Consider the following 25,257-nt stretch of genomic DNA (forward strand, 5'->3'; position numbering starts at 1 on the left):
TGACAGATTGGACGCGAATTTCGCACGCAGGTGCCCGGCAGTTTTGTATCGGCACGTACGCAAGTGACTGATTTGTATGGCGAGACCCACGCGCAACGGGAGGCCGCCACGCCCACGCACCCCGACTCGCGAGCCGCGCTGCGCCAGCGCCGAAGTACAATGCGCTCCATCATGTCCGCAGACCGCCTCCATCTTCTCGTGCCGTTCGCGCTGCCCTCGGCGGCCGTGGCGTCCACTGCCCTTGCCGGGCTTCAGTTCCCCGCCTTGTCGAAGCTGGTCGCCCGCGGGCGACTCGGCGAACAGGTGATCGGCGAGGATTTCCAGCGCACGCTGCCGCACGAGCGCTGGGTCGCGCGCGCCTTCGGCGCCAATGCGCCCCGCGCCAACGCCGCGCCCAACGGCGCCGCTGCCGACGACGAAGCGCCGCTCGCGCCATGGATGCTGCTCGCCGATGGCGGCACGCCCGGCGACAGCACCTGGGCCTGCATCCAGCCGGTTCACGTGCGCATCGCGCACGACCATCTGGTGCTGATCGATCCCGATTCGCTCGAACTGACCGACAGCGACGCCGCCGCGCTCTACGCGGTCGCCAGGCCGCTGATCGAGGAACTGGGCGTGCGCATCGAAGCGCCCACGCCGCAACGCTGGTATCTGTCGAGCGATCAGTTCGGCACGCTGGCCGGCGCGTCGCCCTTGCGCGCAAGCGGCCGCAATATCGAAATCTGGCTGCCGCACGAGGCGCATTCGGGCCAGCGCTCGCGCGCATGGATGAAGGTGCAGAACGAAGTGCAGATGGCCTGGTTCGAGCATCCGGTCAACGAAGCGCGCGAGGCGCGCGGCCTGCCCGCCGTCAACTCGATCTGGTTCCATGCGCAAGGCGCGATGCGGCCGGTGCAGCGTGCCTTCGCGCGCGTGCGCTCGGATGCCGCGGCCACGCGCGGTCTGGCGCTGGCATCGGGCGCGCAACTGCTTGGCGTGCCGGAAACCTTCACCGCGCTCGCGGCTTCGCCCGATCGATCGGACGCAGCAACGCCTGGCACGACGCTGATCGAAATCGATCCGTTCTCGGCCGCCTATATCCAGCAGGACTGGGGCCGCTGGAACGCCGCCTTCGCGCAACTGGAGCGCGACTGGTTCGCGCCCGCGCTGGCCGCGCTCGAAAACGGCACGCTGGCCGAACTGGGCGTGACGCTGTGCGGCGATACCGGCTCGATCACGCTGGAAGCCACGCGCGGCGATCTGCGCAAATTCTGGCGACGCCGCGAATTCGCGTCGCTGTTCATCGAATAACTTCTCAAGCGTCAAGCATGACCCGAATCGTCACCCGCGCCTGCTCCCCCGCCGACACCGAGGCGCTGATCCGCCACGGCCTGCATCCCGTGCTCGCGCGGCTTTATGCCTCGCGCGGCGTATGCCAGCCCGACGAGATCGAAACCGGCCTCGCCCGCCTGATTCCGCCCACCGGCATGAAAGGCCTCGAAGAAGCCGCCGAACTGCTCGCCGACGCGCTCGAAGCGGACTGCCGCATGCTGGTGGTCGCCGACTACGACTGCGACGGCGCGACCGCCTGCGCAGTGGCCGTGCGCGGCCTGCGCATGTTCGGCGCGCAGATCGACTATCTGGTGCCGAACCGCTTCGAGTACGGCTACGGCCTCACGCCCGAGATCGTCGCGCTCGCTGCGCAGCGCAAGGGCGGCCCGCCCGATGTGCTGATTACCGTCGATAACGGCATCGCCAGCGTGGAAGGCGTGGAAGCGGCCAACGAACTCGGCATCGAAGTGCTGGTGACCGATCACCACTTGCCCGGCGACACGCTCCCCGATGCGCGCGCCATCGTCAATCCGAACCAGCCTGGCTGCGAATTTCCGAGCAAGTGCATCGCGGGCGTGGGCGTGATGTTCTACACGCTGCTCGCCCTGCGCGCGGAACTGCGCCGCCGTGGCGCATTCAGCGACGGCAAGCCGGAACCGCGTCTGGACGGCCTGCTCGATCTGGTCGCGCTCGGCACGGTCGCCGACGTCGTGAAGCTCGACGGCAATAATCGCGTGCTGGTCGCGCAAGGCCTGCAGCGCATCCGCAACGGCCGCATGCAGCCGGGCATCGCCGCGCTCTTCCGGGCTTCGGGGCGCGAGGCGAAAAGCGCTTCGGGCTTCGACATGGGGTTCGCGCTCGGACCGCGCCTGAACGCGGCGGGCCGGCTTTCCGACATGTCGCTCGGCATCGAATGCCTGACCACCGACGACGCCGGCCGCGCCTGGGAACTCGCCCAGCAGCTCGACTCGATGAACCGCGAGCGCCGCGAGATCGAAGCCGGCATGCAGCAGCAGGCGCTCGCCGATCTCGCCGATGTCGATCCGCAAGGCAACGCCACCATCACGCTCTTCAACGAAGGCTGGCACCAGGGCGTGATCGGCATCGTCGCGGGCCGGCTGAAGGAGAAGTTCCACCGCCCGTCCTTCACCTTCGCGCCCGCCGACGATGACGGCGAGCTGGTCAAGGGTTCGGGCCGCTCGATTCCCGGCTTCCATCTGCGCGACGCCATCGACCTGATCTCCAAGCGCGATCCCGGCCTGATCCACAAGTTCGGCGGCCATGCGATGGCGGCCGGCATGACGCTCGCCGCCGCCGACGTGCCGCGCTTCGCCGAGGCCTTCGAGCGTGTAGGCCGCGAATGGCTGACCGCCGAAGCGCTCGCCCGCACCGTGGAAACCGACGGCGATCTCGAAGACGCCTATTTCACGCCCGATTTCGTCGAGATGATCGACGCAGCGGTCTGGGGCCAGGGCTTTCCGGCGCCGGTGTTCTCGGGCGAATTCGAAGTCGCCTCGCAGGCGCTGGTGAAGGACAAGCACCTGAAGCTGCAACTGCTGCGCGGGCGCCAGCGCTTCAACGCGATCTGGTTCAACCACACCGAAACGCTGCCGCAGCACACCACCGTCGCCTACCGTCTGGTGCGCGACACCTGGAACGGCGTTTCGCGCGTGCAACTGGTCGTGGAGCACGCCGCGCTCTGACCCTGTAACGATCGCGCCGCCGTCGCGATCCGCCTTGGCCGATCGAGCGCGCCGAAATACGCCCGCGCCCACTCCCGCATGGGCTGGAGGCCGGGCCAAGCGATGCCCGATCGGCTATAATTGCGTGTTTTACACGCCGGATCACGACAAAAATGGAAGCGGAACGTCTCAACGCTATCGAAGCCCTTCTGGCGGACCTGCGCGCGCGCGCGGGCGAGCTACGGGGGTATCTTTGACTACGACGTAAAAGCCCGACGGCTCGTCGAAGTCAACAGCGAACTCGAAGACCCTAACGTCTGGAACGATGCCAAGCACGCCCAGGGTCTCGGCAAGGAAAAGAAGCTTCTCGAAGGCGTCGTGCATGTGCTCGACGGCATCGAGAACGACTCGCGCGACACCCAGGATCTCTTCGAGATGGCGCGCGAAGAAGGCGACGAAGACACGCTCGTCTCCGTCGAAGCCGACGCCCAGGCGATCGAAGCACGCGTCGCCGACGTCGAGTTCCGCCGCATGTTCGCGAATCCGGCTGACCCGAACAACGCCTTTATCGACATCCAGGCTGGCGCCGGCGGCACCGAAGCCTGCGACTGGGCGTCGATGCTGCTGCGTCAGTACGTGCGTTACTGCGAGCGCAAGGGCTTCAAGATCGAAGTCCTGGAAGAATCGGAAGGCGACGTCGCCGGTATCAAGAGCGCAACCATCAAGGTCGAAGGCGAATACGCCTACGGCTTCCTGCGCACCGAAACCGGCATTCACCGCCTCGTGCGCAAGTCGCCGTTCGATTCGTCGGGCGGGCGTCATACGTCGTTCTCGTCGGTGTTCGTGTACCCGGAAATCGACGAGTCGTTCGAGATCGACGTCAATCCGGCCGATCTGCGTATCGATACCTACCGCGCTTCGGGCGCGGGCGGTCAGCACATCAACAAGACCGATTCCGCGGTGCGTATCACGCACATCCCGTCGGGCATCGTCGTGCAGTGCCAGAACGACCGCTCGCAGCACCGTAACCGCGCCGAAGCCATGGCCATGCTCAAATCGCGCCTCTACGAAGCCGAAATGCGCAAGCGCCAGTCGGAGCAGGACAAGCTGGAAGCGGGCAAGTCGGATGTGGGCTGGGGTCACCAGATCCGCTCCTACGTGCTCGACAACAGCCGAATCAAGGATCTGCGCACGAACGTCGAAATCAGCAACACCAAGGCCGTGCTCGACGGCGATCTCGACGCCTTCATCAGCGCAAGCCTGAAACAGGGCGTGTAAGGGCTTCAAGCCTGTTACGCGCCACGGCGGCCCTGTCGTCCAGCGGCCGCCCTCTCCCGCCGCCTGCGCATCGTCGCGGTTTTCCCACGATGCGCGGCGCGGCCGGAACCGAACTCCCAGAACCCGAGCCATCATGACCGAACCGACCCAGCAGAACGCGCAGAATACGCAAAGCGCCGCGCCCGACATCGACGACAACCAGATCATCGCCGAGCGCCGCGAGAAACTGCGCGCGCTGCGCGAGGCAGGCGTCGCCTTCCCGAACGACTTCCGTCCCACCCACCACGCCGCCGATCTGCAGCGCGATCACGCCGAAACCGACAAGGACGCCCTCGAAGCGAACCCGCTCGAAGTCGCCATCGCCGGCCGCATGATGCTCAAGCGCGTGATGGGCAAGGCAAGCTTCGCGACGGTGCGCGACGGCTCGGGCCAGATCCAGTTCTTCATCACGCCCGCCGACGTGGGCGAAGCCGTCTACGACTCGTTCAAGAAGTGGGACCTCGGTGACATCGTCGCCGCCAAGGGCGTGCTGTTCCGCACTAACAAGGGCGAACTGTCGGTACGCGTGACCGAACTGCGTCTGCTGTCGAAGTCGCTGCGTCCGCTGCCGGACAAGTTCCACGGCCTGTCGGACCAGGAAATGCGCTATCGCCAGCGCTACGTCGACCTGATCGTCACGCCGGAAGCGCGCGAAACGTTCGTGGCGCGTACCAAGGCGATTTCGTCGGTGCGCCGCTTCATGTCGGACGCGAACTTCATGGAAGTCGAAACGCCGATGCTGCACCCGATCCCGGGCGGCGCGGCGGCCAAGCCGTTCGTCACGCATCACAACGCGCTCGATATGCAGATGTACATGCGTATCGCGCCCGAGCTGTACCTCAAGCGCCTCGTCGTGGGCGGCTTCGAGCGTGTGTTCGAAATCAACCGGAATTTCCGTAACGAAGGCGTTTCGCCGCGTCACAACCCGGAATTCACGATGATGGAGTTCTACGCCGCGTACACGGACTACACGTGGCTGATGGACTTCACGGAACAGCTGATCCGCCAGGCCGCGATCGACGCGAGCGGCAGCGCCACGCTCGACTATCAGGGCCGCGAGCTCGATCTGGCCAAGCCGTTCCATCGTCTGACGATCGTGCAGGCGATCCAGAAGTTCGCACCGCAGTACACGACCGAGCAACTCGCCGATGCCGCTTTCCTGCGCACGGAACTGAAGAAGTTCGGCGTGGACGCGAACCAGCCGCAGTTCCTCAACGCCGGCGTGGGCGCACTGCAACTGGCGCTGTTCGAAGAGACGGCCGAGTCGCAACTGTGGGAGCCGACCTTCATCGTCGATTACCCGATTGAAGTCTCGCCGCTCGCACGCGCGTCGGACACCACGCCGGGCATCACCGAGCGTTTCGAGCTGTTCATCACGGGCCGCGAAATCGCCAACGGCTTCTCGGAGCTGAACGATCCGGAAGACCAGGCTGCACGCTTCAAGAAGCAGGTCGAGCAGAAGGACGCCGGCGACGAGGAAGCCATGTTCTACGACGCCGACTACATCCGTGCGCTCGAATACGGTATGCCCCCGACGGGCGGCTGCGGTATCGGCATCGACCGTCTGGTGATGCTGCTGACCAACAGCCCGAGTATCCGCGACGTCATTCTCTTCCCGCATCTGCGTCGCGAAGACTAAGTCGCTGACAGACTCTGCCGCCCTGCTTTAAGGGCGACGCGTCTCACGGGGCGCATGCGGTTCACGCCGCATGCGCCCCGTTTCTTTTGGCGCGCGCGGTTGCGTTGCCAGATCGACTGCCAATCGTTTGTAACGATCAGTAAAAGCTGCCGGGACGCCGCTCGCCTTCGCCAGGTATGCCGATTGCGCGATCGGGCGAAACCGCGTCATGCAGGGCCGCGCAGCCCGCTACACCGTCCGGCGCATTTTTCCGGTTCGGCGAACACGCGTGACGGGTTACAAATTGAAACGCCAGGGTCGCAGGTTTGGCTCACACTGGTCTGACGAGAAACACCCGAGCCAACTCTGCCAAAGACGGAGCCTGTCATGAACAATTCTGATCCGAAACTGACCACGCAGACCAATCCGAACACGCCGAATCGCCGCATTCATCCCCTTGTCGCGACGGCGGCGGGCGCGGTGATCGTCGCGAGTCTGGCGGCGACGGCGGCGATTACCGGCGTCTTTCCGAAGGCGTCGAGCAACGCCGAACAAAGCGCACAAAGCCAGACCGGCCAGACGACCGTGATGGCTTCGCAGCCGGTCGTGGATTCGACGCGCCCGGCCACGGCCGCAACCAACGCGCAATACGCACAGAACACCGCGCCCACGCAGCAGCCCACTGAGGCGCAGCAGCAACAGGTGCCGGCGGCTGCGCAGCCGCAATACGGGCAGCAGCAACAACAGTACGCCCAGCAAGCGCAGCCGCAACAGGCCGCCTGTGCGTCGTGCGGCGTCATCGAAGGGATTTCGGCCACGCGCACGGAAGGCCACGGCACCGGGATCGGCGCGGTGGGCGGTGCAGTGGCGGGCGGCGTGGTCGGCAACCAGTTCGGCGCGGGCAACGGCCGCACGGCCATGACGCTGCTCGGCGCACTGGGCGGCGGCCTCGCCGGGAATTCGGTGGAAAAGCATCTGCGCAGCACGACGGCTTATTCGGTGCGCGTGCGCATGGACACTGGCAAGACGCGCTACTTCACGTACCACGAAGCGCCGCCGTTCCAGCAAGGCCAGCGCGTGCGTATCGAACACGGCGCGCTCGAAGCGGCTTGAGCTAGGTGAGGCACGTGAGGTCCGCGCGTTAAACCCGCGCCAGAAACACAAAAGGCGATTCACCGGATGGGTGAATCGCCTTTTTCATTGGCACTGCGAGAACGCGCTATCAGTAGCCCGCGTCCTCGATCCAGGCTGCCTGAATCGCCTCGAGGATCTTTTCGTTCGAACGCTCGGGATCATCGTCGAAACCTTCGAGTTCGGTGATCCAGCGATGCAGATCGGTGAAGCGCACATATTGCGGGTCGACTTCCGGATGGGTGTCGGTCAAGGCCACTGCGATGTCCTGCGTATCGGTCCATTTCATGGCTGCGCGCTCCTCCTCAGGATGGATCAGTGATTTTCCTTCGCGTGATTGATCGAGTAACGCGGGATCTCGACCACGAGGTCATCCTCGGCCGGCACGAGCGCCTGGCACGACAGTCGCGAAGTGGGCTCCAGACCCCATGCCTTGTCGAGCAGGTCGTCTTCGAGTTCTTCCGACGGCTCGAGCGCGTTAAAACCTTCGCGCACGATGACGTGACAGGTCGTGCAGGCACACGACTTTTCGCAGGCGTGTTCGATTGCGATGCCGTGTTCCAGCAGCACGTCGCACACGCTCTCACCCGGCTTGGCGTCGATCACTGCGCCTTCGGGGCACAGTTCGACATGGGGCAGCACCACGATTTGAGGCATTCTGATTTCCGTATCCAAAACTTGTCATATCGGGCGCGCCCCGTCTGCCGACGGTGGCACACCCATTCTACTGGCGTCGCGCGCTTCGCTGCATCGGGAAAGCACGCAGGCAGCGCGCATAGCGCGATGCGTTCTTAGCCGCGCCTTTAGCCGATCTCGTCGAGCTTCTTGCCCGCCAGCGCGCGCTTGATGCCCTTGTCCATACGGCGAGCGGCGAACTCGTCGGTACCTTCGGCAAGCGCCTTGGTGGCCGCTTCAATGCCGTCGGTGTCTTCGCTTTGCGCGATCTGCGCCAGCGCCACGACCAGCTTGTCGAGTTCCACGCGCTCGGCGTCGTCGAGCAGCTCGCCGTCGGCGGCCAGCGCCGACTGCGTCGCTTCGATCACGCGCTGCGCTTCGACCTGCGCCTCGCGCAGCGCGCGGGCGCGCATGTCGATGTCAGCGGTCTTGAAGCTGTCTTCGAGCATCTTCGCGATGTCGTCATCGGCGAGACCGTAGGACGGCTTGACCACCACCGACGCCTCCACGCCCGACAACTGCTCGCGCGCAAACACGGACAGCAGACCGTCCGCATCCACCTGATAGGTCACGCGGATGCGTGCCGCGCCTGCCGCCATCGGCGGAATGCCGCGCAGCTCGAAACGGGCGAGCGAACGGCAGTCGGACACGAGCTCGCGCTCGCCCTGCACGACGTGGATCGCAATTGCCGTCTGGCCGTCCTTGAAGGTCGTGAATTCCTGCGCGCGCGCGACCGGAATGGTCGAGTTGCGCGGGATGATCTTCTCGACCAGACCGCCCATCGTTTCCACGCCCAGCGAGAGCGGGATCACGTCGAGCAGCAGCCAGTCGTCGTCGCCGCCGCGGTTGCCCGCGAGCAGATCGGCCTGAATCGCCGCGCCGAGCGCGACCACCTGGTCCGGATCGAGGTTCACAAGCGGCGGCTGGCCGAAGAACTGTTCGACCGCGCGGCGCACCACCGGCATGCGCGTCGCGCCGCCAACCAGCACCACGCCCTTGACGTCCGCCGCGCCGACCTTGGCGTCGCGCAGCGCTTTCTTCGTGGGCGTGAGCGTGCGCTGCACGAGCGCCTGCGTGAGCGCCTCGAAGCGCGCTTCGTCGATCGTCACGGCGAGCGCCGTGCCGTTCGACAGCGTGACGTCGATGCGCGCTTGCGCCGCCGAGGACAGCGCTTCCTTCGCATCGCGCGCGCGATCGAGCAGCAGGCGCACGTCTTCGGGCGCGAGCGCGGCGCGTTCGACGCCGCCCTGCTCCAGCACGTATTCGAACACAGCGTGATCGAAATCGTCGCCGCCGAGCGCGGAATCGCCGCCCGCTGCGAGCACTTCGAACACACCCTTGGTGAGCTTGAGAATCGACAGATCGAAGGTGCCGCCGCCGAGGTCGTAGACCGCGTAGAGGCCTTCGGAGCCGTTATCGAGACCGTAGGCGATCGCCGCGGCCGTCGGCTCGTTGAGCAGACGCAGCACGTTCAGCCCGGCCAGACGCGCGGCGTCCTTCGTTGCCTGGCGCTGCGCTTCGTCGAAGTACGCGGGCACCGTGATGACCGCGCCGACCAGTTCGTCGCCGAGCGAATCTTCGGCGCGCTGACGCAGCGTCGCGAGAATTTCCGCCGACACTTCGACCGGGCTCTTCACGCCGTCGATGGTCTGGATCTGCACCATGCCCGGCGCATCGACGAATTCGTACGGCGCGTTCGCTGCGCCTTCGACGTCGGCCTTGCCGCGGCCCATGAAACGCTTGACCGAGACAATGGTATTGCGCGGATCGGTGGCGGCTTCGGCCTTGGCCAGACGGCCGATGCGGCGGCCGCCGTTGGCCAGATAGCGCACGACGGAAGGCAGCAGCATGTGGCCGTCTTCGTCGGGCAGCACATCGGGCACGCCGCTGCGCACCGCGGCGACCAGCGAGTTCGTCGTGCCGAGGTCGATGCCGACGGCGAGTCGCCGCTGATGCGGCGCCGGCGCCATGCCGGGTTCGGAGATTTGCAGTAATGCCATCTGTGTGATCGCTTGATCTATTTGAGGCCGTGGCTGCGCAGATTCTGCGCGCCTGGCGGCCTCTGTATCCGTGGTTCTACGCTCTTTTGCGTCGCTTCGTTGGCGCGCTTGGGTCTGACTCGGTCCTGGCCGGTCTGGCTCGCTGTCCCGCTCGCGCGCCTAGCCTTCCAGCCGCTCGATCTGCGTATCGACTTCGGCCGCAACGCGCTCGATGAACATCAACTGGCGCACCGCTTCCGCCGCCGGCTGGTTCGAGCCGCTATCGAGCAACGCGCCGAGCTTCGTGAGACGCACGCGTTCGTCGTCGCGCAGATCGCCGGCGAGCGAATCGAGCGCATCGACATTCTTCGCGCCGACCGCATCCTCGATCGCCTCGCGCCATTCCATCTGCTGCATCAGGAACGCGGGCTCCATCGCCGTGTTGTTCTCCGCGCCGACGTCGATGCCGCGCAGATGCAGCATGTACTTCGCGCGCTTGAGCGGGTCGCGCAGCGTCTGATACGCCTCGTTCGCGCGCGTGGCCCATTGCATGGCGACGCGCTTTTGCGCCTCGCCCGCCGCGGCGAAGCGGTCGGGATGAACCTGCGCCTGCACGGTGCGGTAGGCGTGATCGAGCGCGTCGGCGTCGATCGCGAACTGCTCGGGCAGGCCAAACAGCACGAAGTGGCTATCGGAAAGCGAATTAAGCGAGGCCATCGGATTGAGCGTTCTGGTGGGGCTGGGAAGGAATCGCGAACATCGACAAAGCAGCGTCGAAAAATCAAAAAGGCGGCACAGGCCGCCTTTTCAGCGCAACGCGCAGGCTTACACGCGGAAGGACTCGCCGCAGCCGCACTCGTCCTTCACATTCGGGTTATTGAACTTGAAGCCTTCGTTCAGACCTTCGCGCACGAAGTCGAGCTGCGTGCCGTCGATGTACGACAGGCTCTTCGGATCGACGATGACCTTCACGCCAAAGCTTTCGAAGACGTTGTCTTCGGGCGCGAGCTCGTCGACGTACTCGAGCTTGTATGCAAGACCCGAGCAGCCCGTCGTGCGTACGCCCAGGCGCAAGCCCACGCCCTTGCCGCGACGGATCAGATACTTCTGCACGTGCTGTGCCGCTTTTTCAGTCAACGAGATTGCCATAACGTTTTCGCCCCACTCCATGTCGTGCGCCGATGTGAGCCTTCCGGCTCGCGCCCGCTTGATCACGACGCGGCGCAGGCTTGCCTGCATCCAGATCGTTCATTCCGCAGCGGCGCGCCACCCGGTGCGCCGCTGTCCCGCCTGCTCGCGCGGCATGCCGCCGCGCAAGGCTGTTACGCCGCGTCGACCTTCGCGTCCGCCGTGTGGCGTTGCTTGTAGTCGGCGACCGCTGCCTTGATCGCGTCTTCCGCGAGGATCGAGCAGTGGATCTTCACCGGCGGCAGCGCCAGTTCTTCGGCGATCTGCGTGTTCTTGATGTCGAGCGCCTGGTCGAGCGTCTTGCCCTTGACCCATTCCGTGACCAGCGAGCTCGAAGCGATTGCCGAGCCGCAGCCGTAGGTCTTGAACTTCGCGTCTTCGATCACGCCGTCCGCGCCCACGCGGATCTGCAGCTTCATCACGTCGCCGCACGCCGGTGCGCCGACCATGCCCGTGCCGACTGCGTCGTCGTCTTTCGCGAACGAGCCGACGTTGCGCGGGTTTTCGTAGTGGTCCAGAACCTTGTCGCTATATGCCATGATCACACTCCTTCAATGCGTTGGCCGCGCTGCAGCAGTTATCTGCTCGTGTGCGCTGCGGCCGGGTCGATGTTCGTTGCTCTGTCGAGGTCTACCGGGCGTGGCGCTTAGTGCGCGGCCCACTGGATGGTCGACAGATCGATGCCGTCCTGGTGCATTTCCCACAGCGGCGACAGTTCGCGCAGCTTGGCGATCTTCGTCTTCAGCAGGTTGATGACGTAGTCCACATCCTGTTCGGTCGTGAAGCGGCCCACCGTGAAGCGGATCGAGCTATGCGCCAGTTCGTCGTTGCGGCCGAGCGCGCGCAGCACGTACGACGGTTCCAGCGAAGCCGACGTACAGGCCGAACCCGACGACACCGCCACGTCCTTGACCGCCATGATCAGCGACTCGCCTTCGACGAAGTTGAAGCTGATGTTCAGGTTGTGCGGGACACGCTTTGCCATGTCGCCGTTCACGTAGGTTTCTTCGATTTCCGAGAGACCCTTGAGCAGACGGTCGCGCAGCATGCCGACACGCGCGTTTTCCGTTTCCATCTCTTCACGTGCGATGCGGAACGCCTCGCCCATGCCGACGATCTGGTGCGTCGCCAGCGTGCCCGAACGCATACCGCGCTCGTGACCGCCGCCGTGCATCTGCGCTTCGATACGGATACGCGGCTTGCGACGCACGTACAGCGCGCCGATGCCCTTCGGACCGTAGGTCTTGTGCGCCGAGAACGACATCAGGTCGACCTTGAGCTTTTGCAGGTCGATGGGCGTCTTGCCCGTCGATTGCGCCGCGTCGACGTGGAAAATGATGCCCTTTTCGCGGCAGATTTCACCGATCGTCTCGATGTCCTGGATCACGCCGATCTCGTTGTTCACGTGCATCACGGAAACGAGGATCGTGTCCGGGCGGATCGCCGCCTTGAACACGTCGAGGTCGATCAGACCGTCATCCTTGACGTTCAGGTACGTGACTTCATAGCCTTCGCGCTCGAGTTCGCGGCAGGTGTCGAGCACAGCCTTGTGCTCGGTCTTCACCGTGATGATGTGCTTGCCCTTGCTCTTATAGAAGTGCGCGGCACCCTTGATCGCGAGGTTGTCCGATTCGGTTGCGCCGGAGGTCCAGATGATTTCGCGCGGGTCGGCGTTGACGAGCGCGGCGACGTTCTCGCGCGCTTCCTCGACTGCACGCTCCGCGTCCCAGCCGTAGGCGTGGCTACGCGACGCCGGATTGCCGAACTGCTCGCGCAGGTACGGAATCATCTTGTCCACCACACGCGGGTCGACGGGCGTCGTCGCGCTGTAGTCCATGTAGATGGGCAGGTGGGGAATGTCGTTATTCATCTATCGCTCCGGGGAATCTGGGTGCTGCGCGTGTACTGTGCTGTATTGCTGTCTGGCTAACTGGCGGCGCTCGCTGCGCTCATGAACTCGCCATATTGAAGATCGAGTTGGGCCCGAGCGGAACCGCCCTCACGGGCTCGACCGCGGGCGCCTCGGTGCGGCGGTCGCGCAGGACGGCGGGCGCGGCGCCTTCGCGGGCGCGCTGCTTGTCCACCAGATCCTTGAGCGACACCGAATCGAGGTACTCGACCATCTTCTGGTTCAGCGTGGACCAGAGTTCGTGCGTCATGCAGTGGCCGTCGTGCTGCTTGGTGCCTTCGCAGGCGCCCTTGCCGCCACACTGGGTAGCGTCCAGCGGCTCGTCCACGGCGATGATGATGTCCGCGACCGTGACGTCCTCGGCGCGACGCGCGAGGTTGTAGCCGCCGCCCGGTCCGCGGACCGATTCGACGATTTCATGACGGCGCAGCTTGCCGAACAACTGTTCAAGGTACGACAGCGAAATGTGCTGGCGCTGGCTGATACCCGCAAGCGTCACCGGGCCCTGCTCCTGGCGCAGGGCCAGGTCGATCATCGCCGTAACGGCGAAACGGCCTTTAGTGGTGAGTCTCATGATGTAGGGGAACCGCAATTCTCGACAATTTTCGTCAAGTATAAATACATGACTAGTTTAGTCAAGTATCCGCGCCGTGAATCGGGTTATTAGGCGTCTGACGAAAAGGGAAAACGACGCAAAACTGATATCAGGGCGCGCCGTAACGTTCACTTCAAGCCTGCTTCAATCGGCCAGTTGCGGGCGCAGGGCCGCCAGCAAGCCGGTGCACGCGGCTTCGCACTGATCCAGTACCGCTTCGAATCCTGCTTCGCCGCCGAAATAAGGGTCCGTTACCACGCGCTCCTGCGCGTTCGGCGCGAACTCCATCAGCAGACGGATCTTGTCGCGGCCCGACGCCGGCGCGACCTGCTGGAGCGCCGTGACGTTGGCGTCGTCCATCGCGACGATCAGGTCGAACGCGTCAAAATCTTCTGCCGCGATCTGACGGGCGCGCAGCACCGCAAGGTCGTAGCCGCGCTTGCTGCCGGCACGCTGGGCGCGCTCGTCGGGCGCCTCGCCAATGTGCCAGTTGCCGGTGCCGGCCGAATCGACCAGCAGGCGCCCGGTCAGCCCCGCATCGTCGACAAGGCGCTGCATCACGGCTTCAGCCGTGGGCGAACGGCAGATGTTGCCGAGACATACGAAGCAGACGGAAACCTTTTTCATCCTTTTTGCGTCACGGAAGGCGAAGGACTGGGCGAACGGCGAATCCGCGATTATACAAAGAGCACGATTTGTGCGCTTGGCTCGACTCGGACCCGTCGCTGCTTAAATTGCGCTGGCCTGCGGCAGCGGCGCGGCGCTACGCAGCGCCTTCACCGGCGCTTTCATTTCGGTGCCATCGCCTACCAGGCCGTATGACACGGCGCGCGCGAGTTCTGCGCTCACCTGATCGGCGGCCAGAGGGAATTGTTGCTCGGCGGTATTCCACGCATGAAGCCATGCGACTGCTGCAAGGGGCACGATCAGTGCCACCGGCCAATACACCACTATTTTCTTTTTCATGATGCGACTCTCTATCGACTGTGGGGCGATGAGTTCGGACGCACTATCGCCAGTCGAAATGATATAGAGGTTCGCAATCAGGAAAAACCCGGCAAAGTCGAACACACTGTTGCCGCAGATTAAACAGTGGCTGCATTGCGCTTGACGACGCCTGCGCGGAGGCGTCGCCGTGGGCATCAGCTACGCTTGCGCGCCGGGACGTTGGCGTCCAGATGCGTGTGGCGCGCCGCGTAGAGTTCGCGGAAAGTTCGCCCAACCGGCGCGGGCATGTCGCGGCCGTCCGTCCAGCCGCGCGCGAACGGCAGCTTGCGGATCAGGCGCGCCTGCCCGCCCAGACGCTCCAGTATCCGCACGCCGAGTTTGGTGAGCAGCCCATACGCGGTGGGGTGCAGCGCCAGCCAGCCCCAGGCGGCCAATGCCGCGCGCTCGCGCCACGGCCGCAACCGGCGCTCGGTCTGCTTCTCGCGCAACTTGCGCAGCAGATCCGAAAGCGGAATGCCCACCGGGCAGACACTGTTGCACTCGCCGCACAACGTAGCGGCCTGCGGCAGGTCCAGCGCCTTGTCGATGCCCACGTAGCTGGGCGTGAGCACCGAACCCATCGGCCCCGGATAGACCCAGCCGTAAGCGTGGCCACCCACCTTCTGATACACCGGGCAGTGGTTCATACAGGCGCCGCAACGTATACAGCGCAGCATCTCCTGGAACTCGCCGCCGATCAGCCCGGTGCGCCCGCCATCGACGAGCACGACATACATATGCTCAGGGCCGTCCTGATCGTCCGCGCCGCGCGGGCCGGTGAGCATCGAAAAATAATTCGATGTGGCCTGCCCGGTTGCCGAACGCGGCAGCAAACGCATCGCGGTGGCCAGATCCTCGAGCGTCGGCAGAATCTTTTCGATCCCGGTGACGGCCACGTGCACGCGCGGCATCACCGTACACATGCCTTCGTTGCCCTCGTTCGTGACCAGCACGACCGAACCGGTTTCCGCGACGAGGAAATTGCCGCCCGTCACGCCCATATCCGCCGACAGAAAATGGGGGCGCAGCACTTCGCGCGCCTCGCGCGTCATGTCGGGAATCTCGGTCAGGCGCGGCTTGTCGTGCGTGCGTGCGAAGAGATCGGCGATCTCATCCTTATCCTTGTGCACGACGGGCGCGATGATATGGCTGGGCGGCTCGTTGTTGTTGATCTGCAGGATGTATTCGCCGAGATCGGTTTCGATGGACTGCACGCCCATCTCCGCGAGCACGGTGTTGAGCTGCATTTCCTCCGACACCATCGACTTGGTCTTGATGACCTTGCGCACTTCATGCCGGCGCGCGATATCCGCGACCAGTTTTGCCGCGTCGCGGGCCGTTTCGGCAAACAGCACCGTTACGCCGCGCCGCGTGGCTTCGGCCTCGAACTGCTCGATCCAGGCGTCCAGATTCTCCAGCGCGCGGTTGCGGCGCTCCTTGAGTGCGGCGCGCGTGGCTTCGAAGTCGATCGCCGTGATCGCCTCCGCGCGCGCGCTGACGAACTTGGTCGACAGCTTCTTGAGGTTGTGTTGCAGGCGCTGATCGGCCAGCTTCTGGCCGGCGCGTGCCTTGAATTGCATCGACGTAACTTGCATGGCGTGGGGAGCGTGAGTTGTCGTGAATGCCGGCGGTTTCAGATGTCGCCGGCCAGCACCTGGGCGATATGCAGCACGCGCGTGCTGTGGTCGCCGGTGCGGCGCAAGCGCCCTTCGATATTCAGCATGCAGCCCAGGTCGCCGAGCACCACCGTGCCCGCCCCGCTCGCCTGCACGTTCATGCATTTTTCGTCGGCAATGGCGGTGGAAATCTCACCGTACTTGACCGCAAAAGTGCCACCAAAACCGCAGCAGTGCTCGCAATCCTTCATTTCCTGCACCTGCACGCCACGCTGCGCGAGCAGTTCGCGCGGTTGCGCCTTCACGCCCAGCTCGCGCAGACCCGCACACGAATCGTGGTAGGTGACCGGCCCGCGAAACTCGCCTTCCGGCAGCGAGACGCGCGCGACATTCACCAGGAAATCGGTCAGCTCGTAGACGCGCTCGCGCAACTTGCCGTAGCGCGCCATGAGTTCGGGATCATCGCGAAAGAGATCGCCAAAATGCACGCGAATCATGCCGCCGCACGATCCCGAGGGCACCACCACGTAATCGAACTGCTCGAATTCGCGCAGCGTCTTTTCCGCCAGATCGCGCGCCAGCGCGCGTTCGCCCGAGTTGTAGGCCGGCTGGCCGCAACAGGTCTGCGCGGGCGGCACGACGACTTCGTAGCCGGCTTCTTCGATCAGCTTGAGCGTCGAAAAGCCGATTTCGGGGCGCATCGTGTCGATAAGACAGGTGACGAACAGGCCGACTCGCATGGGGGAAATCCTCTAGAAAGCATCGAAAACCGTCCCCGATTATCCGTTGTTTCGCCGCCTGTACCAACGCAGAACTGCCCCAGGGCGTTGCTGCCGCAGCGCAGCAAGCGCTTCCCGCAAGACGCTTACTTTTTTCACAATACGAGATACAATGAATTTTTGCTTCCCGCACCTATCCCGCGTCAAACGAATCTGTACCCGGAAAACGCCCCCATGACCGACACCAATCCAGATCCGAAGACCTCGATTCAGGTGATCGAGCGCATGATGCGCCTGCTCGATGCGCTTGCTGCGCATACCGACCCGGTCAGCCTGAAGGAACTCGCGCAACGCACGGAACTGCATCCGTCCACCGCGCACCGCATTCTCAACGACATGGTGAGCTGCCGCCTTGTCGATCGCTCGGACCCGGGCACGTATCGGCTTGGCATGCGCCTGCTGGAGCTTGGCAATCTGGTCAAGGCACGCCTTTCCGTGCGCGACGCGGCGCTTTCGCCGATGCGTGAACTCCACCGCCTCACGGGCCAGACGGTGAATCTGTCCGTCCGCCAGGGCGACGAGATCGTCTACATCGAGCGCGCGTATTCGGAGCGCTCGGGCATGCAGGTCGTGCGTGCGATCGGTGGCCGTGCGCCGCTGCATCTCACCTCAGTGGGCAAGCTCTTTCTGGCCGCCGACGAAGCAACGCGCGTTCGCGCCTACGCGACGCGCACCGGTCTTTCGGGCCATACGCGCAACAGCATCACGGATCTGAGCCGCCTCGAACGCGAACTCGCTCATGTGCGCCAGGAATCCTGCGCGCGCGACAACGAGGAACTCGAACTAGGTGTGCGCTGCATCGCAGCCGGGATCTACGACGATACCGGCAAGCTGGTCGCGGGTCTGTCGCTCTCCGCCCCTGCCGATCGACTGCAGGATTCGTGGCTGGGACAACTGAGCAAGACGGCGCTCACGATTTCGGAATCGCTCGGCTACCACGCCGAACCCGCCGAAGGTCACGTGCAGCACGCTTGAGCGCGCCTGCCTCGATAGCGGCAAGCACGCCTCTCACGTAACGAGTTCGGCCAGTTGACGCTTGACGCGCGCATCGACTTCGCGCGCGTCTTTCGCCAGATTGACCTGCTTGGCCGTACACGCGGTATCGAGCAAAGCGGCGTCGATGCTATAACCCTCGCGCGCACTCAGCCACGTGAGGATATCGCCCAGATGCCAGAGCGACGGACTGCCCTCGTGCACTGGCTGCGGGAAATCCGCCACGTGCGCGAGCATCAGCTTGCGCATGTTCTGCCGCGACATTCCCGTTAGATCCGCAACGTCGGTCAGGCCGACGAAGTCCGGTGCGGCCTCGACCAGGCGCGCCAACGGCACCGCCTCTTTCACGTTCTGCAACGCCGTATAGATCGCTGCCCACGCGCTTTCGCTGTCACGTGCGAAGGCCAGCGCGATGCGCCCCGGCAGTCCCACGCCGATGGTGGCGTCGTCACAGCCGGCTTGCGCGAGGCGCTCGATCAGTTCGTCCTGGTCGCAGTCTTCGGGCGCAAGTTGATACTTGAGCGTGAATACATAGTTCATGCGTCACTCCTGCTTAATGGTTCGCTGCGGTTCCACTGCCGTTGCGCTGCCGCGCAGACGGCACAGGCGGGGTTTTGGCGCACAGCGCGCTACAGTTATCGACCACGCGCTTCAAAAGGTGCGCATGATTGCCCGCATTGCGCGGCGTGCTCCAGATGCTCGTAATGCAGAATTCCCCGCAGCGGCAATCGGTCTGCTTTGCAGGGCAATACATCCTTCCCCACGCGTGACCGTTGCCTTTGCTTTGTCGTACTAACCAACCTTGTGCTTCAGCGTAAGCCAGTGCGGCTTCGATCTCTTTCTTTGGATGCGTTCGTCTCATCGGCGAGCCCAGTGTATGTGCCGCCCATCAGGTTGTCAATTGACAACCGTCAAACGAGAGGCGGACGATTCGCCATACCCGGTTGGGCATCGCGTGTCGAAACACTGAAAATTCTGCCGATGGAATCGCGGCTCAAACAGCCGTCCGGATGGCGTAGGAAAACCTGATCGCCCTGCGGCCCTGAAAGCGATCGCAGAAAAACAAACGCCCCGCAAAAGCGGGGCGTTCGAAAGACAAAAACGGCGTGCAGCGCGACGAATCAGGTACCCGCGCCGCCGGCGTCCGCGCTCGTGATGCGCGGTTGCTGGTCCGCACCACCGTTATCGAGCCACGTGCGCACACGGGTCGCATCGGCGAAACGCGAATACTTGCCGCTCGAATCGAGCAGCACCATGATGACCGGACGGCCATGGATGGTCGATTGCATGACGAGGCACTCGCCCGCTTCGTTGATGAAGCCGGTCTTCTGCAGGCCGATATCCCACGACGGGTTACGCACCAGCGCATTCGTGCTGTTGTAGGCCAGCGTGCGCTTGCCGGTGTTCACGTCGTAGCTGTGATCGGTCGAAAACTGGCGGATCATCGGGTACTGGTACGCCGCGTTCACCATCTTCACGAGATCGCGCGCGGTCGAGACATTGTGGCTCGTCAGACCGGTCGAGTTCTCGAAGTGCGTGTCGGTCATGCCGAGTTGCTTCGCCTTCGCGTTCATCGCCGCGATAAAGGCCGGACGGCCGCCCGGGTAGTAGCGCGAGAGCGCCGCTGCCGCACGGTTTTCCGAGGCCATCAGCGCGATGTGCAGCATGTCTTCACGCGAGAGCACCGAACCCACCGAAAGGCGCGAACCCGTGTTCTTCTCGAAGTCGCGGTCTTCGTCGGTGACTTCGATCTGCTCGGTGAGCGGCGCCTTCGAATCGAGCACGACCATGGCGGTCATGAGCTTCGAGATTGAGGCGATCGGCACCACGGCGCGCGAGTTCTTGTCGAACAGCGGCTCGAGCGAATTCTGGTCGACCACATAAGCCACGCCCGAACGCAGCATCAGCGAATCCGGCGTCTCATGCAGGCCGAACGCCTGACCGACGCTCGGCTGACGCGGCTCGAACGCCACGCGACGCACCGCCGTGTGATGACGGCCATTCATCGAGTAGCTGACGCGGCGCTTTTTCGCCGCGGGACGCGCATCGTCGTCCTTTGCGGCGACGGTGCGGGTTGCGCCCGCCTTCTTCGCGACCTTCGCAGGCGCGTCGGCTTTTGCAACCTTCTTGGTGGCCTTCTTGGCCTTCGCCGTTTTTGCGGCGGCGGTGTTCTGCGACGCAGCAAAAGCACCCTCGGGCGCTAGCAGCGTCGCACTGATGGCCACGGAAACAGCCACCGACAGCGCGGTGCTGACAACCGATGAGGGCACCAGTCTGAACGACAGGAACTTGTCGGATTTCATTGGTGTTCTGGATGAAGCGGCGGGATCGTTCGCCAAGTGTAGTAAAACCACGAAAAATTCGCAAATTGAAGCACTTATGGCTACTCGTTAAACCGAAGTCTGGTTTTTGATTGAGCAGACCAATGTACTTCACGCATTCGATGGAGTCAGACAATCGACCGGACGGCCCCACCCTGCCGCGCCTTGCGCCGACAACGTTTGCTGTCGCCTACGCATTAACGGCGCGCGTCAAAGTTAACTTTATGTGGGATAAATACCGAGGACGTTGCTCTGACATCCATGCCGCCGAACCACGCGACGCGGGTTCGACTGCAATAACCGCTTAACGTTCCATGTAGGAATCCGGTGGACGCACCCTGGTGCATTCCCTGACAGAACCTCATGGGACCGGACTGCGCGCACCACAAAAACCCAGTTTGCGCCGTCAGACTCAATCTTGCCAGAACCAGCGCGCATATGCGCATCCTTGTCAGGCAAGGGATTGCGGGAAATGACGCGTGGACACCGTGCCGCAGCTCGACGCAAATAGTCTTCGCACCCCCATGCCACTCGCATAAGTACTTGTTTAACAATACTTTAATGAGATTGTGCGCCGCATCAAAAGTCCTTGACATTCATCTGTGCCGACCTAAAATCAGGATCAATGTTGCGACGCACAAAGCTGTAACAGCGTCTGACAGACCACCAGAGTCTTGCCACTTACTCCAGGCGACCCACCTACGAGGCCGCCACCATCCAGGAGCGTAAACATGAGTCTGCTGACCCCTGAGCAATTCGCCGCTGCACAGAAAGCCAACCTCGAAACCCTGTTCGGTCTGACCGGCAAGGCCTTCGAAAGCGTGGAAAAGCTCGTCGAATTGAACCTTCAGGCCGTTCGCTCGAATCTGGCGGAATCGCAGGAGCACGCCCAGCGCGCTCTGTCGGCAAAGGACGCGCAGGAATTCTTCGCGCTGCAGTCGAGCTACGCCCAGCCGCTCGCAGAAAAGGTCCTCTCGTACGGCCGCCACGTTTATGAAATCGCCTCGGCTACGCAAGCCGAGTTCGCGAAGGTTGCTGAAGCTCATTACGAAGAACAGAACCGCAAGGTGCAATCGCTCGTCGACAACGTCGCGAAGAACGCACCGGCTGGTTCGGAAACCGCTGTCGCCGTGATCAAGTCGGCCATCAACGCCGCCAACACCACGTACGAAACGGTCCACAAGGCAACGAAGCAAGCTGTCGAAATGGCAGAAAGCAACTTCAACGCCGCTACGGCTGCTGCCAGCAAGGCTGCTGCCCAGGCTTCGCGTTCGGCCGCTGCTGCCGCCAAGAAGCCGGCCTGAGTTTCAAGGCCGTCCAGCATTGCGCTAAAGGGGCGCATCGCGAAGTTCGCGGCCCTGCCTTGAACTTCGCCCGCGCCTCGCGCCGGATCTGACGCTCCGGCATGCCGCCCGGCATGTCGCTTGCCCGGTCACCGGTGACCGGGAATCTTTTTTACGCTCCGGCGCCTCTCGCACCCTCTGGCGTTACCCAAATAGAAAACGGCGCACTCCTCGCGGAGTGCGCCGTTTTACTTTCACGCGCGCCACCGAAGCGGCGCGGCGCGAATTTACTTCTTCTTCTGCGGCGGCAGGTCGGTACAGACGCCTTCGTACAGCTCGGCGGCCATGCCCACGGATTCGCCCAGCGTCGGGTGCGGGTGAATCGTCTTGCCGATGTCGGTCGCATCCGCGCCCATTTCCACCGCGAGGCAGACTTCGCTGATCAGGTCGCCAGCGTTCAGGCCGACGATACCGCCGCCGATCACGCGATGCGTCTCTTCGTCGAAAATCAGCTTGGTGAAGCCTTCGTCGCGGCCATTGGCGATCGCGCGGCCCGAAGCGGCCCACGGGAACACGGCCTTGCCGTACTTGATGCCTTCGGCCTTGCACTGCTCTTCGGTCTTGCCGGCCCAGGCCACTTCCGGATCGGTGTAGGCCACCGACGGAATCTGCAGCGCGTCGAAGTACGCCTTCTCGCCGTGCGCCGCTTCCGCCGCCACGTGGCCTTCATGCACGGCCTTGTGCGCGAGCATCGGCTGACCGACCACATCGCCGATCGCGAAGATGTGCGGCACGTTGGTGCGCAGCTGCTTGTCGACTTCGATGAAGCCGCGATCCGTCACCGCCACGCCAGCCTTGTCCGCGCCGATCTTCTTGCCGTTGGGCGAGCGGCCCACGGCGACCAGCACGAGGTCGTAACGTTGCGCTTCGGCCGGCGCCTTTTCGCCTTCGAACGTGACGTAGATGCCGTCTTCCTTCGCTTCGGCCTTCGTCGTTTTGGTCTTGAGCATGACATTCGCGAAGCGCTTCGCGTTGTACTTCTCCCAGACCTTGACGAGATCGCGGTCCGCGCCGGCCATCAGGCCGTCGAGCATTTCCACGACATCGATCTGCGCGCCGAGCGTCGAATAGACCGTCGCCATTTCCAGACCGATAATGCCGCCGCCGATCACCAGCATCTTCTGCGGGATCTGACGCAGTTCGAGCGCGCCGGTCGAATCGACCACGCGCGGATCTTCCGGCATGAACGGCAGCTTCACGGCTTGCGAACCCGCCGCGATGATCGCCTGCTTGAACTTGACGATCTTCTTGCCGTTTTCGCCCGCCACTTCCATGTGGTTCGGGTCGATGAACGAACCGAAGCCCGTCACGACTTCGACCTTGCGCGCTTTGGCCATGCCGGCGAGACCGCCGGTGAGCTTCTTGACGACGCCCGACTTGAAGTCGCGCAGCTTGTCGAGGTCGATCTGCGGCTTGCCGAACGAGATGCCGTGCGATTCGAGCGCAGCGGCTTCATCGATCACCAGCGCCGTGTGCAGCAGCGCCTTCGACGGGATGCAGCCGACATTCAGACACACGCCGCCGAGCGTCGAATAACGCTCGACCAGCACGGTCTTCATGCCCAGATCGGCGGAGCGGAACGCCGCCGAGTAGCCGCCAGGGCCCGCGCCGAGCACGAGCATGTCGCATTCGACGTCGGCGCTGCCGCTGAAGCTGCCGGCTTGCGGTGCCGGGGCAGCCGCCTTCGGTGCTTCGGCAGCCTTGGGCGCTTCGGCCTTCGGTGCGGCAGCAGCGGGAGCCGGAGCGGCCGCACCTTCCGACACTTCGACGATCGCGACCACGGTGCCTTGCGACGCCTTGTCGCCGGCCTTGATCTTCACTTCCTTGACCGTGCCCGCGACTTCGCTGGGCACTTCCATCGTGGCCTTGTCCGACTCGAGCGAGAGCAGCGACTGCTCTTTCTCGATCACGTCGCCCGGCTTGATGTTGACTTCGATGACGTCGATGTCCTTGAAGTCGCCGATATCCGGCACTTTCACTTCGACGAGACTCATGGTGTCCCCTTCAGGAACGACCGGCTCGCGCCCGCCGCGGCGCGCATCTGCCTGAACGATCGGGCAGGATGCGGCGCGACGGCGCGAGCCGGTCGAAGCGGTTTTACAGGATCACGCGGCGGAAATCGCCGAGGATCTGGCCGAGGTACGCGTTGAAGCGCGCGGCAGCGGCGCCGTCGATCACGCGGTGGTCGTACGAGAGCGAGAGCGGCAGCGTCAGGCGCGGCACGAACTGCTTGCCGTCCCACACCGGCTTCATCGCGCTCTTGGACAGGCCAAGGATGGCCACTTCCGGCGCGTTGATGATCGGCGTGAAGTGCGTGCCGCCGATACCGCCAAGCGACGAGATCGAGAAGCAGCCGCCTTGCATCTGGTCCGGCTTGAGCTTGCCGTCGCGAGCCAGCTTCGACAGTTCGGCCATTTCCTTCGCGATGTCGACGAGACCCTTCTTGTCAGCGTCGCGGATCACCGGGACGACCAGACCGTTCGGCGTGTCGGCGGCAAAACCGATGTGGTAGTACTGCTTGAAGACGAGGTTGTCGCCGTCGAGGCTTGCGTTGAACGCCGGGAACTTCTTCAGCGCGGCGACGCAGGCCTTGATGACGAACGCCAGCATCGTGAACTTCACGCCGGCCTTCTCGTTTTCCTTGTTCAGTTGCACGCGCAGCGCTTCGAGGTCGGTGATGTCCGCTTCGTCGTTGTTGGTGACGTGCGGGATCATGACCCAGTTGCGATGCAGGTTCGCGCCCGAGATCTTCTTGATACGCGACAGCGGCTGCGTATCGATCGGGCCGAACTTCGTGAAGTCGACCTTCGGCCACGGCAGCAGGTTCAGACCTGCGCCGCCACCTGCGGCCGGAGCGGCGGCAGCAGCCGGAGCGGCCAGCGCGCCGGTCATGACGCCCTTCACGAACGCCGTGATGTCGTCCTGGGTGATGCGGCCCTTCGGACCCGTGCCCGAAACGCGGCCGACGTCGACGCCCAGATCGCGTGCGAACTTGCGCACCGACGGCGAAGCGTGGCTCGGACGGCGTGCGCCGCCTTCACCTGCGGGAATGTTCGGAGCCTGCGCGAGCGCGGACGGCGCAGCGGGCGCGGCCTTGGCGGGCGCAGCCTGCGGAGCGTCGGACGGTTGCTCGACCGGCGCCTTCGCTGCCGGTGCGGCAGCCGCCGCACCTTCCGCTTCCACGACGACGATTTCCGCGCCTTCCGACACGCTATCGCCGACCTTCACCAGGATGGCCTTGACGATGCCGGCGACCGGGCTCGGCACGTCCATCGTGGCCTTGTCCGATTCCAGCGTGACGAGCGACTGTTCCTTCTCGACACGGTCGCCCACCTTCACGCCGATCTCGATAACCGGCACGCCCGTGTAGTCGCCGATATCCGGGACCTTGACGGTCTGCGCGCCGCCGCTTGCAGCGGGCGCAGCAGCAGCCGGAGCTGCGGCTTGCGCAGGCGCGGCAGCCGGAGCAGCCTTCTCTTCCTTCGCAGCCGGTGCGGCAGCCGGAGCCGCAGCGGCGCCAGCGGCTTCCAGCACGAGGACGAGCACGCCTTCCGAGACGTTATCGCCGACCTTGACCTTCACTTCCTTAACCGTGCCCGAGGCCGGGCTCGGCACGTCCATCGTCGCCTTGTCCGACTCCAGCGTGATGAGCGATTGCTCTTTCTCGACGGTATCACCCGCCTTCACCAGCACCTCGATCACAGGAATGTCCGTGTAATCGCCGATGTCCGGCACCTTGACTTCGATCGCTTGACTCATTGTTAGTGTCTCCGGGGCCGCATAAGAACGCCTCCCCGCTTCGGGGAGGCGCGC

The 25,257-nt window shown here is 64.0% G+C and carries 24 protein-coding genes; 7 read left to right on the plus strand and 17 right to left on the minus strand.

All coding sequences use genetic code 11. The features are described from left to right. Positions 1-159: 159 nt before the first annotated feature. The 5 genes from G3N59_RS07115 (at position 160) to G3N59_RS07135 (ending at position 7,041) form a co-directional block, all read left to right on the plus strand. Positions 160-1,290, plus strand: a complete 1,131-nt coding sequence (locus tag G3N59_RS07115) for a regulator (protein WP_205981846.1) — start codon at positions 160-162, stop codon at positions 1,288-1,290. Positions 1,291-1,307: 17 nt separating this feature from the next. Beyond that, on the plus strand, positions 1,308-3,014 hold the full coding sequence (recJ, locus tag G3N59_RS07120) for a single-stranded-DNA-specific exonuclease RecJ (protein WP_205981847.1): 1,707 nt from the start codon (positions 1,308-1,310) through the stop codon (positions 3,012-3,014). A gap of 152 nt (positions 3,015-3,166) precedes the next feature. Further along, positions 3,167-4,271, plus strand: a protein-coding gene (gene prfB, locus G3N59_RS07125; RefSeq protein WP_205981848.1) for a peptide chain release factor 2 whose coding sequence is annotated in 2 segments (ribosomal slippage) — positions 3,167-3,247 and positions 3,249-4,271 — 1,104 coding nt in all. Because the reading frame shifts where the segments join, the coding sequence is not laid out codon by codon here. Positions 4,272-4,404: 133 nt separating this feature from the next. Continuing rightward, positions 4,405-5,949, plus strand: coding sequence for a lysine--tRNA ligase (gene lysS / locus G3N59_RS07130; protein WP_205981849.1), 1,545 nt, complete (start codon positions 4,405-4,407; stop codon positions 5,947-5,949). A 366-nt stretch (positions 5,950-6,315) separates the two neighbouring features. Continuing rightward, a complete protein-coding gene (locus G3N59_RS07135; RefSeq protein WP_205981850.1) occupies positions 6,316-7,041 on the plus strand; it encodes a glycine zipper 2TM domain-containing protein in 726 nt (241 codons plus the stop codon). Between the two features lie 109 nt (positions 7,042-7,150). Here the strand turns inward: G3N59_RS07135 and iscX are convergent, their stop codons facing one another. The 12 genes from iscX to G3N59_RS07195 all read right to left on the minus strand — a co-directional run bounded on the left by iscX (position 7,151) and on the right by G3N59_RS07195 (position 16,748). Next, complete coding sequence (iscX, locus tag G3N59_RS07140) at positions 7,151-7,348, minus strand: Fe-S cluster assembly protein IscX (protein ID WP_027814936.1); 198 nt, start codon at positions 7,346-7,348, stop codon at positions 7,151-7,153. Between the two features lie 26 nt (positions 7,349-7,374). After that, on the minus strand, positions 7,375-7,716 hold the full coding sequence (gene fdx, locus G3N59_RS07145) for an ISC system 2Fe-2S type ferredoxin (RefSeq protein ID WP_205981851.1): 342 nt from the start codon (positions 7,714-7,716) through the stop codon (positions 7,375-7,377). 146 nt (positions 7,717-7,862) lie between these two features. Beyond that, the gene (gene hscA / locus G3N59_RS07150) at positions 7,863-9,734 is read right to left on the minus strand and encodes a Fe-S protein assembly chaperone HscA (RefSeq protein WP_205981852.1); all 1,872 of its coding nucleotides are present in this window, start codon (positions 9,732-9,734) and stop codon (positions 7,863-7,865) included. A gap of 159 nt (positions 9,735-9,893) precedes the next feature. Further along, positions 9,894-10,430, minus strand: a complete 537-nt coding sequence (hscB, locus tag G3N59_RS07155) for a Fe-S protein assembly co-chaperone HscB (RefSeq protein WP_205981853.1) — start codon at positions 10,428-10,430, stop codon at positions 9,894-9,896. 108 nt (positions 10,431-10,538) lie between these two features. Next, positions 10,539-10,862: an iron-sulfur cluster assembly protein IscA gene (gene iscA, locus G3N59_RS07160; RefSeq protein WP_205981906.1), complete on the minus strand. Its 324-nt coding sequence runs from the start codon at positions 10,860-10,862 to the stop codon at positions 10,539-10,541. 173 nt (positions 10,863-11,035) lie between these two features. Then, entirely contained in the window at positions 11,036-11,440 is a 405-nt protein-coding gene (iscU, locus tag G3N59_RS07165; protein WP_205981854.1) for a Fe-S cluster assembly scaffold IscU, read from the minus strand. Positions 11,441-11,547: 107 nt separating this feature from the next. Then, complete coding sequence (locus G3N59_RS07170; RefSeq protein ID WP_205981855.1) at positions 11,548-12,771, minus strand: IscS subfamily cysteine desulfurase; 1,224 nt, start codon at positions 12,769-12,771, stop codon at positions 11,548-11,550. A gap of 79 nt (positions 12,772-12,850) precedes the next feature. Next, positions 12,851-13,384, minus strand: coding sequence for a Fe-S cluster assembly transcriptional regulator IscR (gene iscR, locus G3N59_RS07175; RefSeq protein ID WP_143887201.1), 534 nt, complete (start codon positions 13,382-13,384; stop codon positions 12,851-12,853). Positions 13,385-13,549: 165 nt separating this feature from the next. Continuing rightward, complete coding sequence (locus G3N59_RS07180; protein ID WP_205981856.1) at positions 13,550-14,032, minus strand: low molecular weight protein-tyrosine-phosphatase; 483 nt, start codon at positions 14,030-14,032, stop codon at positions 13,550-13,552. 102 nt (positions 14,033-14,134) lie between these two features. After that, positions 14,135-14,371, minus strand: coding sequence for a hypothetical protein (locus tag G3N59_RS07185; protein WP_205981907.1), 237 nt, complete (start codon positions 14,369-14,371; stop codon positions 14,135-14,137). 176 nt (positions 14,372-14,547) lie between these two features. Further along, positions 14,548-15,987, minus strand: a complete 1,440-nt coding sequence (locus G3N59_RS07190) for a lactate utilization protein B (RefSeq protein WP_205981857.1) — start codon at positions 15,985-15,987, stop codon at positions 14,548-14,550. Between the two features lie 38 nt (positions 15,988-16,025). Next, positions 16,026-16,748 (minus strand): (Fe-S)-binding protein, encoded by a 723-nt coding sequence (locus tag G3N59_RS07195; RefSeq protein WP_205981858.1) that lies wholly within the window; start codon positions 16,746-16,748, stop codon positions 16,026-16,028. A gap of 213 nt (positions 16,749-16,961) precedes the next feature. Between G3N59_RS07195 and G3N59_RS07200 the strand changes: the two genes are divergently transcribed. Then, complete coding sequence (locus tag G3N59_RS07200) at positions 16,962-17,762, plus strand: IclR family transcriptional regulator (protein WP_205981859.1); 801 nt, start codon at positions 16,962-16,964, stop codon at positions 17,760-17,762. A gap of 33 nt (positions 17,763-17,795) precedes the next feature. Here G3N59_RS07200 and G3N59_RS07205 read toward each other — a convergent pair whose 3' ends face one another. The 3 genes from G3N59_RS07205 to pbpG all read right to left on the minus strand — a co-directional run bounded on the left by G3N59_RS07205 (position 17,796) and on the right by pbpG (position 20,083). Continuing rightward, on the minus strand, positions 17,796-18,320 hold the full coding sequence (locus tag G3N59_RS07205) for a DNA-binding protein (RefSeq protein WP_205981860.1): 525 nt from the start codon (positions 18,318-18,320) through the stop codon (positions 17,796-17,798). 13 nt (positions 18,321-18,333) lie between these two features. Next, positions 18,334-18,642 carry a hypothetical protein gene (locus G3N59_RS36920; RefSeq protein WP_241023227.1) on the minus strand — a complete coding sequence of 103 codons (309 nt, stop codon included), beginning with the start codon at positions 18,640-18,642 and terminating at the stop codon, positions 18,334-18,336. 259 nt (positions 18,643-18,901) lie between these two features. Then, positions 18,902-20,083, minus strand: a complete 1,182-nt coding sequence (pbpG, locus tag G3N59_RS07210) for a D-alanyl-D-alanine endopeptidase (RefSeq protein WP_205981861.1) — start codon at positions 20,081-20,083, stop codon at positions 18,902-18,904. A gap of 749 nt (positions 20,084-20,832) precedes the next feature. Here pbpG and G3N59_RS07215 point away from each other — a divergent pair. Beyond that, positions 20,833-21,405: a phasin family protein gene (locus G3N59_RS07215; RefSeq protein ID WP_205981862.1), complete on the plus strand. Its 573-nt coding sequence runs from the start codon at positions 20,833-20,835 to the stop codon at positions 21,403-21,405. A gap of 266 nt (positions 21,406-21,671) precedes the next feature. On the opposite strand, the gene lpdA is transcribed toward G3N59_RS07215, so the two are convergent. Further along, positions 21,672-23,438, minus strand: a complete 1,767-nt coding sequence (gene lpdA / locus G3N59_RS07220; RefSeq protein WP_205981863.1) for a dihydrolipoyl dehydrogenase — start codon at positions 23,436-23,438, stop codon at positions 21,672-21,674. Between the two features lie 103 nt (positions 23,439-23,541). Beyond that, on the minus strand, positions 23,542-25,203 hold the full coding sequence (gene aceF / locus G3N59_RS07225) for a dihydrolipoyllysine-residue acetyltransferase (protein WP_205981864.1): 1,662 nt from the start codon (positions 25,201-25,203) through the stop codon (positions 23,542-23,544). Between the last annotated feature and the right edge of the window lie 54 nt (positions 25,204-25,257).

The organism is Paraburkholderia sp. Ac-20340 (assembly GCF_017104965.1).
In the GTDB taxonomy this organism is placed as follows: Bacteria; Pseudomonadota; Gammaproteobacteria; order Burkholderiales; family Burkholderiaceae; genus Paraburkholderia.

Excerpts from the sequence above, each read along its gene's own strand:
- G3N59_RS07115 (WP_205981846.1), top strand. The coding sequence starts at position 160 with ATGCGCTCCATCATGTCCGCAGACCGCCTCCATCTTCTCGTGCCGTTC.
- recJ (WP_205981847.1), top strand. The coding sequence starts at position 1,308 with ATGACCCGAATCGTCACCCGCGCCTGCTCCCCCGCCGACACCGAGGCG.
- lysS (WP_205981849.1), top strand. The coding sequence starts at position 4,405 with ATGACCGAACCGACCCAGCAGAACGCGCAGAATACGCAAAGCGCCGCG.
- G3N59_RS07135 (WP_205981850.1), top strand. The coding sequence starts at position 6,316 with ATGAACAATTCTGATCCGAAACTGACCACGCAGACCAATCCGAACACG.
- iscX (WP_027814936.1), bottom strand. The coding sequence starts at position 7,348 with ATGAAATGGACCGATACGCAGGACATCGCAGTGGCCTTGACCGACACC.
- fdx (WP_205981851.1), bottom strand. The coding sequence starts at position 7,716 with ATGCCTCAAATCGTGGTGCTGCCCCATGTCGAACTGTGCCCCGAAGGC.
- hscA (WP_205981852.1), bottom strand. The coding sequence starts at position 9,734 with ATGGCATTACTGCAAATCTCCGAACCCGGCATGGCGCCGGCGCCGCAT.
- hscB (WP_205981853.1), bottom strand. The coding sequence starts at position 10,430 with ATGGCCTCGCTTAATTCGCTTTCCGATAGCCACTTCGTGCTGTTTGGC.
- iscA (WP_205981906.1), bottom strand. The coding sequence starts at position 10,862 with ATGGCAATCTCGTTGACTGAAAAAGCGGCACAGCACGTGCAGAAGTAT.
- iscU (WP_205981854.1), bottom strand. The coding sequence starts at position 11,440 with ATGGCATATAGCGACAAGGTTCTGGACCACTACGAAAACCCGCGCAAC.
- G3N59_RS07170 (WP_205981855.1), bottom strand. The coding sequence starts at position 12,771 with ATGAATAACGACATTCCCCACCTGCCCATCTACATGGACTACAGCGCG.
- iscR (WP_143887201.1), bottom strand. The coding sequence starts at position 13,384 with ATGAGACTCACCACTAAAGGCCGTTTCGCCGTTACGGCGATGATCGAC.
- G3N59_RS07180 (WP_205981856.1), bottom strand. The coding sequence starts at position 14,032 with ATGAAAAAGGTTTCCGTCTGCTTCGTATGTCTCGGCAACATCTGCCGT.
- G3N59_RS07185 (WP_205981907.1), bottom strand. The coding sequence starts at position 14,371 with ATGAAAAAGAAAATAGTGGTGTATTGGCCGGTGGCACTGATCGTGCCC.
- G3N59_RS07190 (WP_205981857.1), bottom strand. The coding sequence starts at position 15,987 with ATGCAAGTTACGTCGATGCAATTCAAGGCACGCGCCGGCCAGAAGCTG.
- G3N59_RS07195 (WP_205981858.1), bottom strand. The coding sequence starts at position 16,748 with ATGCGAGTCGGCCTGTTCGTCACCTGTCTTATCGACACGATGCGCCCC.
- G3N59_RS07200 (WP_205981859.1), top strand. The coding sequence starts at position 16,962 with ATGACCGACACCAATCCAGATCCGAAGACCTCGATTCAGGTGATCGAG.
- G3N59_RS07205 (WP_205981860.1), bottom strand. The coding sequence starts at position 18,320 with ATGAACTATGTATTCACGCTCAAGTATCAACTTGCGCCCGAAGACTGC.
- G3N59_RS36920 (WP_241023227.1), bottom strand. The coding sequence starts at position 18,642 with ATGAGACGAACGCATCCAAAGAAAGAGATCGAAGCCGCACTGGCTTAC.
- pbpG (WP_205981861.1), bottom strand. The coding sequence starts at position 20,083 with ATGAAATCCGACAAGTTCCTGTCGTTCAGACTGGTGCCCTCATCGGTT.
- G3N59_RS07215 (WP_205981862.1), top strand. The coding sequence starts at position 20,833 with ATGAGTCTGCTGACCCCTGAGCAATTCGCCGCTGCACAGAAAGCCAAC.
- lpdA (WP_205981863.1), bottom strand. The coding sequence starts at position 23,438 with ATGAGTCTCGTCGAAGTGAAAGTGCCGGATATCGGCGACTTCAAGGAC.
- aceF (WP_205981864.1), bottom strand. The coding sequence starts at position 25,203 with ATGAGTCAAGCGATCGAAGTCAAGGTGCCGGACATCGGCGATTACACG.